This is a genomic window from Desulfurispirillum alkaliphilum (genome assembly GCF_055378285.1).
In genome coordinates, this window is sequence record NZ_AP042405.1 from 279,217 (window position 1) to 295,459 (window position 16,243).

Annotated in this window: 14 protein-coding genes; 6 read left to right on the plus strand and 8 right to left on the minus strand. The window is 55.4% G+C overall.

The window, feature by feature from the left end:
• The first annotated feature begins 9 nt into the window (after positions 1–9).
• The 5 genes from def to ACZ46I_RS01370 all read left to right on the plus strand — a co-directional run bounded on the left by def (position 10) and on the right by ACZ46I_RS01370 (position 5,368).
• Complete coding sequence (def, locus tag ACZ46I_RS01350) at positions 10–525, plus strand: peptide deformylase (protein WP_464281196.1); 516 nt, start codon at positions 10–12, stop codon at positions 523–525.
• The gene (fmt, locus tag ACZ46I_RS01355) at positions 522–1,460 is read left to right on the plus strand and encodes a methionyl-tRNA formyltransferase (protein ID WP_013505174.1); all 939 of its coding nucleotides are present in this window, start codon (positions 522–524) and stop codon (positions 1,458–1,460) included. Before def ends, fmt begins: the two co-directional genes overlap by 4 nt.
• 754 nt (positions 1,461–2,214) lie before the next feature.
• The gene (locus tag ACZ46I_RS01360) at positions 2,215–2,994 is read left to right on the plus strand and encodes a DUF116 domain-containing protein (RefSeq protein WP_464281197.1); all 780 of its coding nucleotides are present in this window, start codon (positions 2,215–2,217) and stop codon (positions 2,992–2,994) included.
• A 105-nt stretch (positions 2,995–3,099) separates the two neighbouring features.
• Entirely contained in the window at positions 3,100–4,506 is a 1,407-nt protein-coding gene (locus ACZ46I_RS01365) for a DUF342 domain-containing protein (protein WP_226508571.1), read from the plus strand.
• Positions 4,493–5,368, plus strand: coding sequence for a FapA family protein (locus ACZ46I_RS01370; RefSeq protein WP_226508570.1), 876 nt, complete (start codon positions 4,493–4,495; stop codon positions 5,366–5,368). The genes ACZ46I_RS01365 and ACZ46I_RS01370 overlap by 14 nt, the downstream gene beginning before the upstream one ends.
• Positions 5,369–5,547: 179 nt before the next feature.
• Here ACZ46I_RS01370 and gltA read toward each other — a convergent pair whose 3' ends face one another.
• The 8 genes from gltA to ACZ46I_RS01410 all read right to left on the minus strand — a co-directional run bounded on the left by gltA (position 5,548) and on the right by ACZ46I_RS01410 (position 14,768).
• Positions 5,548–6,984, minus strand: a complete 1,437-nt coding sequence (gene gltA, locus ACZ46I_RS01375; protein WP_013505169.1) for an NADPH-dependent glutamate synthase — start codon at positions 6,982–6,984, stop codon at positions 5,548–5,550.
• Positions 6,985–7,821, minus strand: a complete 837-nt coding sequence (locus tag ACZ46I_RS01380) for a sulfide/dihydroorotate dehydrogenase-like FAD/NAD-binding protein (protein WP_013505168.1) — start codon at positions 7,819–7,821, stop codon at positions 6,985–6,987. It lies immediately after the preceding gene.
• Positions 7,822–7,845: 24 nt separating this feature from the next.
• Positions 7,846–8,175: a hypothetical protein gene (locus tag ACZ46I_RS01385; protein ID WP_013505167.1), complete on the minus strand. Its 330-nt coding sequence runs from the start codon at positions 8,173–8,175 to the stop codon at positions 7,846–7,848.
• A 261-nt stretch (positions 8,176–8,436) separates the two neighbouring features.
• Positions 8,437–9,726 (minus strand): ATP-dependent Clp protease ATP-binding subunit ClpX, encoded by a 1,290-nt coding sequence (clpX, locus tag ACZ46I_RS01390; protein ID WP_013505166.1) that lies wholly within the window; start codon positions 9,724–9,726, stop codon positions 8,437–8,439.
• Entirely contained in the window at positions 9,726–10,316 is a 591-nt protein-coding gene (clpP, locus tag ACZ46I_RS01395) for an ATP-dependent Clp endopeptidase proteolytic subunit ClpP (protein ID WP_013505165.1), read from the minus strand. The genes clpX and clpP overlap by 1 nt, the downstream gene beginning before the upstream one ends.
• 11 nt (positions 10,317–10,327) lie before the next feature.
• Complete coding sequence (gene tig, locus ACZ46I_RS01400) at positions 10,328–11,659, minus strand: trigger factor (protein ID WP_013505164.1); 1,332 nt, start codon at positions 11,657–11,659, stop codon at positions 10,328–10,330.
• 113 nt (positions 11,660–11,772) lie between these two features.
• Complete coding sequence (locus ACZ46I_RS01405; protein WP_464281198.1) at positions 11,773–13,899, minus strand: ABC transporter substrate-binding protein; 2,127 nt, start codon at positions 13,897–13,899, stop codon at positions 11,773–11,775.
• Positions 13,900–14,102: 203 nt separating this feature from the next.
• The gene (locus ACZ46I_RS01410) at positions 14,103–14,768 is read right to left on the minus strand and encodes a Crp/Fnr family transcriptional regulator (protein WP_013505162.1); all 666 of its coding nucleotides are present in this window, start codon (positions 14,766–14,768) and stop codon (positions 14,103–14,105) included.
• Between the two features lie 91 nt (positions 14,769–14,859).
• Between ACZ46I_RS01410 and hcp the strand changes: the two genes are divergently transcribed.
• The gene (gene hcp, locus ACZ46I_RS01415; RefSeq protein WP_013505161.1) at positions 14,860–16,167 is read left to right on the plus strand and encodes a hydroxylamine reductase; all 1,308 of its coding nucleotides are present in this window, start codon (positions 14,860–14,862) and stop codon (positions 16,165–16,167) included.
• Positions 16,168–16,243 lie beyond the last annotated feature (76 nt).

A 16,243-nucleotide genomic window follows, 5' to 3' on the forward strand; every position in this document is an offset into this window, starting at 1 on the left:
GGCAATACCATGATCCATCCCATACTCACGTACCCAGATCCCCTACTGAAAAAGATATCCCAGCCAGTCACGCAATTTGACAATGCCCTGCAGCAGCTGGTCAGCGACATGTTTGACACCATGTACAATGCCAACGGCGTCGGCCTGGCCGCTCCACAAATCGGCATCCTGCGCCGGATATGCGTGCTGGATCCCGCCAGCGGCAAAGAGGAGGAAGCGCAGCCCCTGGTGCTCATCAATCCGCAAATTCTCTCGGGCGAAGGCCTGACCACCTTCGAGGAAGGCTGCCTCTCCGTTCCCGGCTATTACGGTGAAATAAAGCGTTACGAGCGCATACAGGTGCAGTTCAACGACCTGCAGGGCCAGGAGCAGACCGCGATCCTTGACGGGTTTACCGCCATCATCGCCCAGCACGAAATGGATCATCTCAACGGCAAACTCTTCATTGAACACCTGGGTTCTTCAGAACGCGATCTGATCAGGCGCAAAATCCGCAAAGCCATGAAGGAAGGTTCGTACCAGTGAATACCCCATCGGCAAAGCGCGTCGGTTTCATGGGCACCCCGGAATTCAGTGTCCCCGCACTTGAAGCCTTGGCAAGCGTCTACGAAATACCCATTGTCATCACTCAGCCAGATCGGCCCGCCGGGCGCACACTGCAACTGACCCCGTCAGCGGTAAAGACAAAGGCACTCCAGCTGGGCATTCCCGTACTGACTCCGGCAAGGGTTCGCAAAAACCCCCAGTTCCTTGCGCAAATAGCGGATTTGAACCTGGACGCCATTGTGGTCGTCGCCTACGGCCAGATCCTGCCCCAGGAATTCCTGGATATCCCACCATTCGGCTGCTACAACATCCACGCCTCCCTGCTGCCCCATTTCCGGGGAGCCGCGCCGATTCAACGCGCCATCCTGGAGGGCTGCCCCGAAACCGGCATCACCATCATCCGCATGGACGCCGGGCTGGATACCGGTGACATGGTTCTGAAAAAAGCGACCCCCATAGACGCCATGAACGCCGCCCAACTCCATGACCACCTGGCCCCTCTGGGCGCTGAGGCCATCCTGGAAGCCCTCGCGGCAGTTTTCCAGGGAACAGCGCAGTTCACCCCCCAGGATCATTCCCAGCACACCTACGCCCCGAAACTGCGCAGAGAAGAGGGAATCCTCACCTGGCATGAAGATGCTGTCACGCTTGAACGACGCATCCGCGCTTTTACCCCATGGCCGGGCTGTCGCTGCCGCTGGCGGGACAAGGATGTCAAGATACTGGAGGCTGAACCAACCCAGGGCAGTGGCGCTCCAGGTCAGGTGCTGTCCATTGATCTGCAGGGCATAGAAATTGCCTGCAGGCAGGGCGCCCTGCGACTGAAAAAAGTTCAACCCCAGGGCAAACGCGTCATTGACGCCCATGCCTTTGCCAATGGCTATGGAGTACAGGTTGGCAACACTTTCCTCTAACTGAAGTTTCGCACCTTGTCGACTTGAGTTAAGGCACTATTATCCTGATATTTACCACACGAAAAACCATATTGATTTTGTATGCTTGACTCATCGAGTATTCCTCGTTTCGTTTACGGATATTGTCCTTTTTGACCGCGCAAAAAGGACTCAAAAACGCGCCCCCCGAACGCCCGTTTATCCGGCTCCTTTACTCGCCTGTTCTGGAGATCCGGCAGCAGGCTGCTCAAAGAGCCCCATCTGCGGCGTTGCCGGGCATCGCTCGTCACTGCGACGTACAGGGAGTACGCCTCCCTCCTCGCTTTGCCCGCGCCTTGCACCTGGGTCTCTTTGCGTTGCCTGACCCCTGCTTCCCTGCAGTGCTGCCGGACCACTCACTTCCTGTGAGTGTCCCTGCGGGTCTTGCCAGCCAGGCGTGGCACTCACCGGACGGGCTCAGGGGGGGGGGCCTGCTTCTGCCTTTCCCCGTGTGCTGGCCCAGCCAGAACGCGAAGACTGGAACGCTATGGACCCGCAGGTTTGACGCCACGACGGCGGTTGTTTGCGGTCCCCAGTTCCAGGCGAGTGGACGGCTGATAAGAACAGCACTGGGAGTCGCTTCCCAGCCACTTTTGGCGAGTCAAAAGTGGCAAAAGAAACTCATAAACAGGGTGAGGGCAATGTCAAGAGATATCGTCTGTGTAGAACCATTTTCACCATTACTGCATGGCATCAGGGTCGGCGCCAAAAACCTGCCATTTCGGAGGTGCGAAAGTTGAGCTCTCAGAAACCCTACTTCAAGATACTCTTCTTCCTGCTGACAGCGCTCCTGCTGCTCTTTTCCTTCGCCACCGGCTACGCAGCCATGCGCTTTGCCCCGGTCAGCATGAAGGCCGCCGCCGTATGGGCCATGCCCTCCCTGCTGGCCGCAGCCATGGCCACCTTGCCCATAGTCTTTTACCTCTGCCTCAAAAGCGGCTTTCGGACATTCCTCTTCCAGATTGCCAACCGCTACTGCATCCGGGTATTCTTCCCGCTGATCCTCTTCTTTGGCGAGCGGCTGCGCATTGAGCGGGATCTGCTTATCCAGGAGCTGGTGCAGTACAACAACAAATACGTGTTGCGCAAGCACGCCGGGAGCTTCGAACCACAGCGGATGCTGGTACTGTTGCCCCACTGTCTGCAAATGCGCGACTGCGATTACCGGGTCACCACGGATATCAGCCGCTGCGCACTCTGCGGCCGCTGCAGCATTCACAAGTTTGTCGAACTCTCCCGGAAATACGGCGTCCATGTTCAGGCCGCCACCGGTGGAACCCTGGCCCGCCGGATCATCCAGGAACTGCGCCCCCGCGTTATCATCGCCGTGGCCTGCAGCCGCGATCTCTACAGTGGCCTCTCCGATACCTTTCCCTTGCCGGTGGTGGGAATCTTCAACGAGCTGCGTCACGGCCCCTGCGTGGACACCTCCGTGGATGCCGCAAAAGTGGAAGAAACCATACGTGAACTCATAAAACCCGAGTATGTGACAAAAAGTTTCGTTCAAGACTTGTAAAGTTGTAGCCGAAAAGGTAAGTAAGTGTCATACTCTCGCCAGTTACTCCATTCTGTGCATAGCAGCACGGAAGGGTGAAAGAGCGGAAATCTTGCGAGGTTCGCAATGTTCAAACGGGTCGCGGTCAATCAAAGCGTAGCGGTGGAAGTCACCGATGATAAGCTGGAAGCTTACCTCATCGCCAGGGCTCCCCGTGATCTTGCTATCAGCGTCTGGGAAGATGCCTATATGGCTGCCGAAATCGCCGAGCCCTATGTCATCGACCTGACCCACGACCTGGTTGATCTGCTTGACGAGGCACAAAGTGGCAACAGCAACGCTTTTCCTGCTGAACTCCTGCTCGCCAAAGGCATCCCCCCCAAACACGGCAAGAACTCCTTTATAAATTACATTATCAACTTCGAGGAAAACCCCGGAACCGTTGACGAAAAAACGGGCAAGATCAACTTCAAAGAGCGTGATCTGGTCAAGGAAGTGGATGAAGGGGATGAAATCCTGGAGCTGATCAAGGCCTCCAGGGGTGAAGCCGGATTCGACATTTTCGGTGAACCCGTGCCCGCCAAGGACGGAGAGAACGTCACCACCGTCAACGCCGGTGAAGGAGTCATCGTCGATGACATGGGCGACAAGGTCGTCTACCGCGCCGCCAAGAAAGGCGTTGTCCTGCTGCAGGGCAAGGAAGTGCACGTCAGTGAAATCCTGATCATTAAAACCGATGTGGACTACTCCACCGGGAATATTCGCTTCAATGGCTCGGTGACCATTTCGGGCAGCGTCAAGTCCGGCTTCGAGGTGGAAGCCACTGGCGACGTCGTCATTGAAGGTTTTGTGGAAAAAGATGCTCTGGTCAAGGGCGAAACCATCATTGTCCAGAGCGGCTGCTACGGGAAAATTCACGCCCGCAAAACCGCTCAGCTGGAGTTCCTGGAAAATGCCACAGCCTTTTCCGCCAAGCACATCGCCATCAAATCCGTCAATCGCTCCGTTGTCGTCGCGCCCCATGTCATCATAGACAAGGTTGCCTCCAGCCGTATCTTTGCCTATCAGGAGCTGTCCATCGTTGATGTCAACTCCTCCATGGCCACACCCTGCAATCTGTCCATCGGCTACGACCCCAACGCGCTGGAAGTCATCAACCACCTGCGCAGCGAATATTCCAGCCTGAAATTTTCCGTGGAGATGAGTAAGCTCTACCTGGCCAATGCCGGGGTAAATGTCAGTGAAATCCTTGAGCAGCGAAAAATTCCTGAAGGACTCAGCGCGGAACACCTGGAAAAAGCCAAGCAACTTATCCATAATCTCAATGTGATCAACCGATTCAAATCCGTCTTTCAGGAGCTCATATCCAAAACAAATGGTGTCATCTATATTCTCTCCAAGGTCGACAAGTACACCATCCTGGATATGTACGGCATTGAGAAACAGTTGTACGAACAAATGGCCCGCTGTTCGTTTCGCTTTGACATGGATACCTACAGCATAGTGGAGGGACGTATCAGTGCGGATAGTTGACATCAGATCACTGAAAACCGGCACCCGGGTCGCCCGGAACATCTATAAAGACCGCGTGCTGCTGCTCTCAAAGGGATATATCATCGACGATGCCATCATCGAGACAATCCGCAACCGTGAGCTGCGCAACGTCAAGGTCTTTATAGACGATGGTCAGATCTCCGAGTTTGAAAAACGGGGCGGGGTCTACAATGTGGACGTCGTGGAGCGCCACCATAAAAGTGTCCGGCTGGACGCTCCCCTGGTGGTGAATGGATTTATTGATGTCCACTCCCAGGTCTTTGTGGCTGGCGAACTGAAGGTCATGAAGGAAGTCATGCCCTACAGCCATGTCAGCTGCCATGGTCCGGCAATTGTCTATGGAGAAGTCTATGGCTGCTGCCTGGTAGCCTGCGAAAAAATGGAATTTTCCAGCCTTGGCAGCCCCGACGGCATGCGCACCATGATCTCGCTGCAGGAATATTCCCTGGAGAAGCTGGTACTTCTCAAGGAACTCAACGAGATGAAAGCCGCCAAGATCCAGCCCCTGATGGCCAAACTGGTGCCACCGGTCACCAAGGTTGCCAAGCTCGGCAAAAAAGTGAATATGCTGCCCGATGAAACCAAGATGAAACTGCTCGGTGCCTACAAGAAATACATCGAGCTTAACGAAGAGAAAAAGAAAATAGCAACCCAGCTGCAGATACTGGAAAACAAGATCACTGAAGTCGCCACCAGGCCGCGCATCCTGGTACGCGGCCCCGTTCACCCCGGCGTGACCATCCGCATCAAGGATTCAGTCATGCGGGTGGAGGAGCCCCTGCACAGTGTCGAGTTCACCCTGGAAGATGAGAAGGTCCAGTTCAAGAAGATACGCGAATAGATCTCACATCCTGCTGAAAACGGAAAAACCTGGCCTTATACAACGTCCACAAAGATTCAGAAAGACCATATCTCACGCCCGTTATCGCTACGCATTGAAACCGTGAAGCACATGCAAACGGAGAACAAAAAAAGAGCCCCCTCTCCACAGGAGAGGGGGCTCTTGTCATTTACAGGGAATTACTTCCAGTAACCGAATGCGTTGCCCTGTTCCATGACGAAGTCATGCAGTGCCGCAGCAGCGCGCTTGGCCTGACCCATGGCGTTGATAACCGTAGATCCACCGGTAATCAGGTCTCCGCCGGCAAATACTGCCTTCTTGGAGGTGGCTCCCGTCTCGGGATCAGCAACCACGACACCCCACTTGTTCACTTCGATTTCCGGAGTGCTGGTGGGAATGATGGGGTTCACATCACAGCCAAGAGCCATGATAGCAGTATCACAGTCATCAATAAAGGATTCGCCGGTAGCCTCGGGCTTGCGACGGCCAGAGTCATCGGGCTCACCCAGCTTCATTACATCGCACTTGATCTGCTTGATGAAGAAGTTGTCATCACCAATGAACTCCACCGGGTTGGAGAGGAACTTAAAGTTGATAAACTCTTCCTTGGCGTGGTGCAGCTCCTCTGTACGGGCAGGTGCCTCTTCCTCGGAACGACGGTAGTACAGGGTAACATCAGCACCCAGACGCTTGGCAGTTCGCGCCGCGTCCATTGCCGTGTTCCCGGCACCGATGATACCAACCTTTTTGCCCTGGTACAGGGGCGTGACGTTATCGGGGAAGTTACCGGCGCCCATCAGGTAGACGCGGGTCAGGTATTCGTTGGCAGAGTAAACGCCATTGAGGTTCTCGCCGGGAACGCCGGTCATTTTTGGCAGACCTGCGCCCGTTCCCACGAATACGGCATCAAAGCCCCACTCGGAACCGAGCAGGTCATCAAGTGACATGGACTTGCCAACAATGGTGTTGTAAATGAACTTCACGCCCATCTTCTCGAGGAAGTTCAGATCCTCATCGATAACGGAGAGGGGCAGACGGAAGCGGGGAATCCCATAGACCAGAACACCACCACCGCGGTGGAAAGCCTCGAATACCGTAACATCATGTCCACGCTTACGGATTTCGTAGGCTGCAGTCATACCAGCGGGACCGCTGCCAACAACGGCGATCTTCTTGCCAGTGGCTGCGGCCACTTCGGGAATTTCACGGATTTTATTCTCACGTTCGTAGTCGGAAATCCAGCGCTCCAGGGAGCCGATAGCCACGGGTTTGCCACGCTTTCCAACAATACAGACCAGCTCACACTGCTGATCCTGCGGACAGACGCGACCGCAGATAGCTGGCAGGAAGTTGGTTTCACGTATCTTCTTGACCGATCCCTTGAAGTCACCTTTTTCGATGAGCTTGAGGAATCCGGGGATATCGATGCTGACAGGGCAACCTTCCACGCACTGGGGAGACTTGCAGTCGAGGCAGCGGGCCGCTTCGCGCATGGCCACTTCCTGGGCAAACCCAAGGGGTACTTCGTCAAAGTTTTTCACACGATCTTCTGGGCGCTGCTCGGGCATGGGGTGACGTTCAATTGCCATGCGCTCTTTGGGGGTCAGTTCAGCCATCTATTTCACCTCTTGGAGTTTTTCCATTGCGATTTTTTCCTGTGTGACAAACATCTTCTGACGCAGCATGAGCTCTTCGAAGTTCACCTCATGGGCATCGAAATCGGGACCATGGAAACAGGCAAACTTGGTTTTCCCGCCAACGGTCACACGGCAGGCACCGCACATACCGGTGCCGTCAACCATGATGGCATTCAGGGAGACAAAGGTTTTGACCTTCTTGGGCTTGGTCATGTTTCCGACCGCCTGCATCATGGGCACAGGGCCAACAGCCAGCACCCACTGCACATCCTCTTTTTCCATCAGCCCGGCGAGGCCGTCCGTGACAAAGCCTTTGACGCCCTGGGAGCCGTCATTGGTGCACACAATCACTTCGTCGCACACTTCTCGCATTTCCTTTTCCAGCAGGACCAGATCCTTGCTGCGCGCACCGATAATACCAACCACGCGGTTGCCCATGGCCTTCATGGCGCGGGCGGGAGGCATAACCGCTCCGGTTCCGTAACCACCACCGATAACCACGGCAGTACCTTTGAGTTTTTCCACATGGGTCTCTTCACCCAGGGGGCCAACCACATCCTGGAAACAGTCACCTTGCTTCAGGGCAACAGCTTCGGTGGAAGTGCGTCCGGCGGCCATGATAATAATGCGCACCGTGCCTTTTTCAGCATCCCATCCGGAAATGGAAATGGGAATGCGCTCACCGTTGGCGCTCACCCGCAGGATGATGAACTGGCCAGGCTTCATGTTTTTCGCGGCCATGGGGGCGTATACGTGGAACAAGGCCATGCCGGGAACAAGGTCTTGCTTTTCCACTATTTCGTAGAGCTTTGGCATTCTATTCTCCTTAAATGATTTGCTTCAGTTACAGACTGTGAGCTTGTTCTGGCTGTGGTCGTAGCTGACAGAGAACTCGACCGTTGCCTCGCGGGGCAGAGCTTCCAGGCTCTGGATAAGATCACCTACTGTCATGCCCTTGATGGTACAGGAGTCATCAAGGCTGGACTGGATGTATTCCTGGCTCTTGGTCATGTACATTTTCTGAGCGCTGTTATAGTCATCAAAACGGGCCAGCACAGCACCCTTGACCAGATCCTCCACGACAAAACGGCCTTCGCCTTTGGCGGGCTGATTATCTTCAACCACCTGAACGTAGTTGTTTCCAAATACTCGGACACTTTGTTTTTTCATGATTCGAACACCCTTTTCCGTTTTTGTTTGGTTTCACAAAACTCTTATCACAAGCCACTATAAGGGATAAGGGCCGGGAAGGTCAAGGAAATTGTATACAATGCAATCCGGTTTTCAAATAATGTTATAAATAAACCCGAGCCAGGAAAATCCCACCTGCCGCCTGCGGGGAAATCCGGACTGCTGAGCTGTTTTTTTTGACATATGGGCCAAAAAAAAGCGGCGAACCAGTGGTTCGCCGCTGCAAAGCATTGATCATATTCAGGCGGAATTCTTCTTGAGCACTTCCACCACGGGCTTCTTGGTTCCCTGCACGACTTCCGCATCAATAATACAGCGTTTGCGATCGCCCTTCTGATCGGGAATATCGTACATGATGTCCAGCATGACCTGCTCCATGATGCTGCGCAGCCCTCTGGCACCCGTCTTGCGTTTCAGTGCCTCGCGAGCCACTTCCGTACAGGCCTCCGGCGTAAAGACAAGCTCTGTGCTGTCCATGGCCAGCATATGGGCGTACTGCTTGACAAGGGCATTCTTCGGTTCCTGCAGAATCTGGATCAGGGCCGCCTCGTTGAGCTCCTCCAGGGCAGCGATAACCGGCAGACGTCCCACCAGCTCAGGAATCAACCCGTAACGGATAATGTCCTCAGGGTGAACTTTGGCCAGCAGCTCATCCTTCTGGAGTTTGCGGTTCTCGCTGAGCTCCTGTCCAAAGCCGAGCATCTTCTTGCCCAGTCGCCGTCCGACAATACCGTCAAGCCCTTCAAAAGCTCCACCACAGATAAAGAGGATATTGGTGGTGTCAATCTGAATGAACTCCTGGTTGGGGTGTTTGCGACCACCCTTGGGAGGAACATTGGCCACCGTGCCCTCGACGATTTTCAGCAGTGCCTGCTGCACACCCTCACCCGAGACGTCGCGGGTAATGGAGACGTTCTCGCTCTTGCGGGAGATCTTGTCGATTTCATCGATATAGATAATCCCGCGCTGGGCGCGTTCCACATCAAAGTCACAGCTCTGCAGCAGTTTCAGCAGAATATTCTCCACATCCTCGCCCACATAGCCCGCCTCGGTCAGCGTGGTGGCATCGGCGATGGCGAAGGGCACATTGAGCACCCGCGCCAGGGTCTGGGCCAGCAGGGTCTTTCCACTGCCCGTCGGCCCGATAAGCAGGATATTGGACTTGCTGATCTCCACATCTTCGCCTTCCGCCCCGCGGCTGTCCAGCAGGGAGTAAATGCGCTTATAGTGGTTATAAACCGCCACGCTGAGAATTTTCTTACTGCGCTCCTGCCCGATCACATACTCATCAAGGGACTCCTTGATTTCCGAAGGGCGAGGCAGGGAGCCCATATACTCTTCCACATCCTGAGGAGCCTCATCGGCACCATGGGCATGTTCGGTTTCAATAGCATCATTGCACAGATACACGCACTCATTGCAGATATACACGCCGAAGCGGCCCTCGATGAGGCGATCCACTTCGTCATAGTTCTTCCCGCAGAATGAGCACTGGGGGCCACTGCTGTCGGAAGTTTTCTTCCTTGCCATTACTCTGCACTCCTGCTCTGGATAACCTCGTCAATAATACCATAGGCGCGGGCCTGCTCGCCGGTCATGAAGAAATCCCGGTCGGTATCCCGTTGGATTTTTTCCAGATCGGCTCCCGTGTGACGAACCAGGATATCGTTGAGCATCTCCTTGATGCGCAGGATCTCGCGGGCCTGGATTTCGATATCGGTGGCCTGCCCCTGGGCACCACCCAAAGGCTGGTGAATCATGATGCGGGAGTGGGGCAGCGCAAAGCGCTTGCCCTTCTCACCGGCAGCCAGCAGCACCGCGCCCATACTGGCAGCCTGCCCCACACAGATGGTGGAGACCTTGGGCCGGATATACTGCATGGTGTCATAGATAGCCATGCCGGCGGTTACCACACCGCCGGGGCTGTTGATATAAAGGAAAATGTCCTTTTCCGGGTCTTCCGCTTCCAGAAAAAGCAGCTGGGCGATGATCACATTGGATATCTGATCATCGATCTGGGTACCCAGGAAAACGATGCGATCCTTGAGCAGCCGCGAGTAGATATCATAGGATCGCTCTCCGCGAGCTGTCTGTTCGACGACTATAGGTACCAATGGCATATTTCAACCTCTTATGCGTTCACTTCTTCACGTTGACGCTCCAGGTCCTCCTTGGTAACCGTCTTCTCGGTTACACTGGAGTTGGCGCCGATAAAATCCACCACTTTGTCTTCAATGATATTCGCCTTGATGCTCTCCAGTGCCTGGGCATTGAGGCGCTTTCTGGTATCCTCCACCGAAGCCTGGGCGCGAGTGGCCTCCTCGGCGATGGCCTTCTCCATGTCCTCTTCAGAGGCATCAATGCTTTCCAGCTTGGCGACGGCATGGAGCAGCACACTGGTGCGCACCTGCTTTTCCGCCATATCGCTATAGGCAGGGGCCAGACGCTCCATCTGCTGACGGAAGGTCTGCTCGTCAGGAATCGACTGCACATACTGCATCAGAATATTGCCGGCAATGCGACGGGCCTGATCCTGAATCATGGATTCGGGCACATCGAAGGCGTTGCTGTCCATAAGTTTCTGAGCAATCTGCTCACGGAACTTGCGCTTGCTTTCGGAATCCATGTACTCCTCGATATCCTTGCGGATCAGCTGGCGGAATTCGTCGGCGCCAGCCACCTCGCGATCACGGGAGACCTCCTTGGCGAGCTCATCAGTCAGAACCGGGGTCACCTTCTCGTTGACCTCGTGGAGGGTCACCTCAAACTGAGCTGCTTTGCCCTTAAGGCTTTCCGCGTGGTAGTCGTCGGGGAAGCTCACATCGATAACCTTCTCCTGGCCAATGGTCATGCCTTCCAGCTGAGGTTCGAAACCGGGAATAAACTGTCCGGAGCCAAGCACCAGTTTGAATCGCTCCGCCGTGCCACCTTCAAAGTACTCACCGTCGATTTTGCCTTTGAAATCGATCACCACCTCGTCACCAGTGCGGGCTTCGCGCTGTACCGCGCTGAACTCAGCCCTTTGCTCCAGAATGCGGCCGATTGCCTCTTCCACATCCTTGTCGGTCACCTCGTAGCGCTCGCGCTCAAGCTCAAAACCCTTGTAGATTTCGGGGGTCACTTCCGGGAACGTATCCACGGTGTATTTCAGAACCAGGTCATTGTCTTCGTTGCGCTGCAGATCCGTTACCTCCGGCCGGGAGACATAGCTGATGTCCTCCGACTGCAGCGAGGAAGTCACCGCATCCTGAATAACGCGCTCAGAGGCCAGGTTGTAGGCATTGGCACCATATTCCTGACGAACAACCGCCAAAGGCGCTTTCCCAGGACGAAAGCCCCTGATCTTGGCCTTTTTGGCTATTTTCTTGATTTCGCTCTCCAGGGCATCGTCCATCACCTTACCGGGAATGGTTACCGTCACTTCCTTCGCAGATTTCTCCAGGTTCTTCAGTTCGACTTTCATTTGCACCTCTTTTGACAAGCCTCTATTGGACGATTTTTATCAACAAACGATTGATATTACAGAAGTTTTTCGAAAATTCCCAGCAAAAAACGCTCTCCAGCCACAGGCAGGCATCAGCCCGCACCCTTTTCGCGCTCGCGCTGTCCGGCCACCTCGCGATAGTAGCGCACACCAGCGCCGCCCTGACCCTTCACCGTGGTCATCGCAAAATCCGCCCGCGCCACCAGCTCTTCACCATCGTCAGCGTCCTCAGGGTAGAAACTCACGCCAATGCTCAAACCAGCCATGATTTCATTCCCCTGAACACTCACCGGCCGACTGAAATGCTGCCGGATACGGCGGATCACCACATCGGGCGTGCTCTCACTCTCAATATCCTCCAGCAGAATGCCAAATTCGTCAGAACCGATACGGGCCACCAGATCCTCACCGCGCACACATCCCAGCAAGCGCTTGGCGAACGCCTTCAGAGCCTCGTCACCAACCCTGGTACCATAGGCTTCATTAATCTGCTTGAAGTGGTCAAAATCCACAATCAGAATCGCCGCCTTGCCTGCATGGGCATGGTGTGCTTTTGAGAAGCGGCGAATGCGCTCGTGGAGTAACTGGCGGTTGGCAAGCCCCGTAAGGGCGTCGTGGTGCTTCAGGTAGTGCAGGCGGTTCTCCTTCTCCAGCAGCTCCCGCTCCACACGCCGCATCTGGGTGATATCCACCATGACACCGATAATACCCCTGAGTTCGCCAGCCACATCGCGATAGGCGTCCTTGCTGATGATAAAGTCATGGCGACTGCCATCGCTGACGGGAAAACTCGCCTCGTAGGATATTGGCTGCCCGGGATTTTCCAGCAACAGGCGATCGCGCTGCTCCTCGTCCTCCACATCCTGGGAAGCGATCACATCGGGAAAACTGCGCAGGGAACGCCCTTCCACGTCGGCCGTGGTGACACCGAAAATATCGCGGGCGAAGGCCTCGTTACAGCCCCGGAAAACACCCCTGGCGTCCTTGTAAAATACCGGACTGGGGATAGTATCCAGGAAGGTGGAAAGAAACTGGATGCTGTTGCGCAGATCGTCTTCAGCCTGCTTGCGCTCCGTCACCTCGCGGATCAGGGCGCGGTTCATCTGGTCGAGCTTTTTGGTGCGGCTGCCCACTTCCGTCTTCAGGCGCTTGTTGAAGGTGAACAGCAGCACCGCCAGGGCCACCGACACCACCACCAGAAACACCAGCGCCCAGATAGCCCACAGGTACTTCAGGTAGCCCGGCGGAAACTTCACATTGTGCAGGAAACCCTCCAGGGAGAAGTTGCTGCTCATCAGGCCCACTTCACTGAAAATGGCCGCGATGTTCTGCCAGCGCTCCGGGTTGATATGCCCGATCTGAATCAGGTCGGGCAGCACCAGCTGACGCAGCGCCTTGGCTTCATATTCCAGGTGTTCACGGGTCTTGTCGGTGTTATAGCGCGTCAGAATCAGGTCAATGATCTCGTCCTGATGGAGGAAGGCATACTCCCAGCCGCGAATGGTCGCCCGGATAAAAGCGTCTATGCGCTCGGGATTTTTCTCAACCTGCTGGCGAGTAGTAAAGAGCGTGTCCCCGTAAGCATCCACCTGATGGTGGAAGGGCTGAATGGTCCGTACGCTCACCCCCATGGCCCGGAACAGGTAGGGATCCGAGGCGATGCTCCCACTGATGGCATCCACCTCGCGGCTCATCAGCTTCACCAGTGCCGAAGTATCCTTTTCCATGATAGTGACATCATCGCGGCTCAGGCCAGCCCGCGTCAGCATCGCCAGGAACTCACTCTGCTTGTTGCTGTTGATCATCACTGTCTTGCCCTTGAGGTCAGCCGGCCCGTGAATATCCGAATCCTGAGCAACCAGCAAAGCATAGGCAGAGTGTTGCATGATCGGAGCCAGCACCACCAGTGGCAGACCATGGGCCGCGCGGATCAGAATTTCCGAAGAGAGCACACCGAAATGGGCCTGCCCCGAGAGCAGCTCCTCATCAATGCGGATTTCCGGCCGCCCCTCGCGGATAACCACGTTCAGGCCTTCCTCTTTATAGAAACCCTTCTCCAGGGCCGCGTAATAGCCCGCGAACTGGAACTGGTGATACCAGTTCAACTGCAGAATCAGGGGAGCGTCAGACGTGCGGGACGCCTGCGCCAGGCCAGCCATCACCGAAAGAACAAGAAAAAAGACAAGGACCACTCTATAGGCAGAAAGCCGATATACCATGTATCATCTCCGGGGAAACAGAAATCGCGAAGCATCATAGAACAACAGCAGCACAAAAGCTACTCCAGCGCACTGCGAAAATACCAAATCAACAGACAGGCAATGGAAAAACACCCAGATGCCAGGCGTCCGCAGAACCAGAAGTGAAGCCCCTCGTACGGTGAATGACGAGCACAGCGGACAGCAATGCAAATGGGGGTTTTTCAGCCGCCTGCCAGCGGCATTTTTTGCAGCAGCGTAATCTCGCGACCATCAACGGCAATCGCCCCTTCTTCCACCAGTTTCTTCAGCAGGCGCGAAAAGGTTTCCGGCGTTGTCCCCAGCAGCAGCGCCAGCTCGCCCTTGGGAACCGGCAACTGAACCGTCTTGAGACGCTGGGAAGCACTCAAGTGGCCAAGATAGAGCAGAAAACGCTCCTGCACATCCCGCGAGCTCAGATGCTCCACCATGTTCACCAGGTACTTCAGACGCTTGGTCAGAGCACCAATATAGCGCAACGCAAAATCCGGATTCCCCTGAATAATCTGCCGCAGACGCCGCGCGCTCATACCCAGCAGCATACAGGGCTCCAGAGCCATGGCACTGACCGGGTAGCGGGTCTCGCGGGCCAGCAGGATCTCCGCGAACAATTCTCCGGCGTGCACAAAATGCACCACCGTCTCCTTCCCCTGGTCCGTAGTACGAAACAGACGCACACTGCCCTCCAGCAGGAAAAACACCTGTTCCCCCTCGTCACCCTCGTAGAAGAGGATATCCTTCTTTTCCTTGCCAACCAGCGTACACGCCGGAATCAAAGCGTCGGTAAGAGCGGCATCCACTTCACCCAGAAATTTCTTCTGAAAAACCTCAATGGCCTGCTTTTTTTCCATTTTTTGACCTGTATCAATTTCGTTTTCGCAGAGTTGTTTACTATTCCGGTCATGCATCAACGAAAACCCCAACAAACGGAGGATAAGTGTTATGAGTATGTTCTGCTACCAGTGTTCCATGTCCATGCCCGAAGGCTGCGGCGCCAAAGGCCAGACCGTCGGCACCTGCGGTAAAGACGAAAACCTTGCGAGACTCCAGGATATCATGATCTTCGGCCTCAAGGGCATCGCCGCCTATCGTGTCCAGGCTGCCCACTATGGCGCCGACTGTTCCGCCGTTGACAACGTGGTGAACGAGACCCTCTACTTCACCCTCACCAACTCCAACTTCAACTTCGACCAGCACGTCGCCCAGACCATGAAAGTCGGCCAGGCCGCCGTTGACATGATGAGCATTCTGGACAAGGCCCACACCGACACTTACGGCATGCCACAGCCTGTCAAAGTATCCCAAAACCGCGTTGAAGGAAAGGCCATTCTCGTCTCCGGCCACGACCACCACGCCCTGCGCAAACTGCTGGAACAGTCCGAAGGCAAAGGCGTCAACGTCTACACCCACTCCGAGCAGCTGCCCTCCCACGCCTACCCCGAACTGTCCAAATACAAGCACCTCAAGGGCAACGTCGGCAAGGCCTGGTTTGACCAGAAAGACCTGTTCAGCAAATTTAACGGCGCCATCCTCGTCAACACCAACTGCATCGTACCCCCCAAAGGCAAGGATTACGCCGACCGCGTCTTCACCTATGCCCAGGTGGGAATCGACGGCGCCACCCACATTGAAAACGACAACTTCAGCCCCATCATTGAAAAAGCACTGTCGCTGCCCGACACCAACTGGGCATCCGATGAAACCGTACCCACCGGCCACCACCACTCCGTCATCCTCTCCCTGGCCCCCCAGGTCGTGGAAGCCGTCAAGAGCGGAAAAATCCGCCGCTTCTTCGTCATCGCCGGCTGCGACTCCCCCGGCAAAGGCGGAGAATACTACCGTGAACTGGCGAAAATCGTTCCCCAGGACTGCGTGATCCTCACCTCATCCTGCGGAAAGTTCCGCTTTAACGACATGGAATTCGGCAACGTCCCCGGAACCGAAATTCCCCGCCTGCTTGACCTTGGACAGTGCAACGACTCCATCGGCGGCGTCATCATCGCCAGCAAACTGGCCGAAGTCTTCGGCTGTGGCGTCAACGACCTGCCCCTGAGCATCGTCCTCTCCTGGATGGAACAAAAAGCCGTCGCCATCCTGCTTGGCCTGCTCAGCATCGGAGTCAAGGACATCCGCGTCGGACCACGCGCGCCCCAGTTCTTCAACGAGGACATCTTCAACTTCCTCATTGACAACTTCAACCTCAAGCTCACCGGCGACCCCCAGCAGGACCTGCAGGACATGCTGGGCTGACCAACACCCATTCTCCTCCTTCACCAGATACAGCAAAAGCCCGGTCATGTGACCGGGCTTTTGCGCATGTACAACA

Excerpts from the sequence above, each read along its gene's own strand:
- ACZ46I_RS01410 (WP_013505162.1), bottom strand. The coding sequence starts at position 14,768 with ATGGAAAAAAAGCAGGCCATTGAGGTTTTTCAGAAGAAATTTCTGGGT.
- clpX (WP_013505166.1), bottom strand. The coding sequence starts at position 9,726 with ATGGCAAGGAAGAAAACTTCCGACAGCAGTGGCCCCCAGTGCTCATTC.
- ACZ46I_RS01405 (WP_464281198.1), bottom strand. The coding sequence starts at position 13,899 with ATGGTATATCGGCTTTCTGCCTATAGAGTGGTCCTTGTCTTTTTTCTT.
- hcp (WP_013505161.1), top strand. The coding sequence starts at position 14,860 with ATGAGTATGTTCTGCTACCAGTGTTCCATGTCCATGCCCGAAGGCTGC.
- ACZ46I_RS01380 (WP_013505168.1), bottom strand. The coding sequence starts at position 7,821 with ATGCCAAAGCTCTACGAAATAGTGGAAAAGCAAGACCTTGTTCCCGGC.
- ACZ46I_RS01385 (WP_013505167.1), bottom strand. The coding sequence starts at position 8,175 with ATGAAAAAACAAAGTGTCCGAGTATTTGGAAACAACTACGTTCAGGTG.
- def (WP_464281196.1), top strand. The coding sequence starts at position 10 with ATGATCCATCCCATACTCACGTACCCAGATCCCCTACTGAAAAAGATA.
- clpP (WP_013505165.1), bottom strand. The coding sequence starts at position 10,316 with ATGCCATTGGTACCTATAGTCGTCGAACAGACAGCTCGCGGAGAGCGA.
- ACZ46I_RS01365 (WP_226508571.1), top strand. The coding sequence starts at position 3,100 with ATGTTCAAACGGGTCGCGGTCAATCAAAGCGTAGCGGTGGAAGTCACC.
- tig (WP_013505164.1), bottom strand. The coding sequence starts at position 11,659 with ATGAAAGTCGAACTGAAGAACCTGGAGAAATCTGCGAAGGAAGTGACG.
- gltA (WP_013505169.1), bottom strand. The coding sequence starts at position 6,984 with ATGGCTGAACTGACCCCCAAAGAGCGCATGGCAATTGAACGTCACCCC.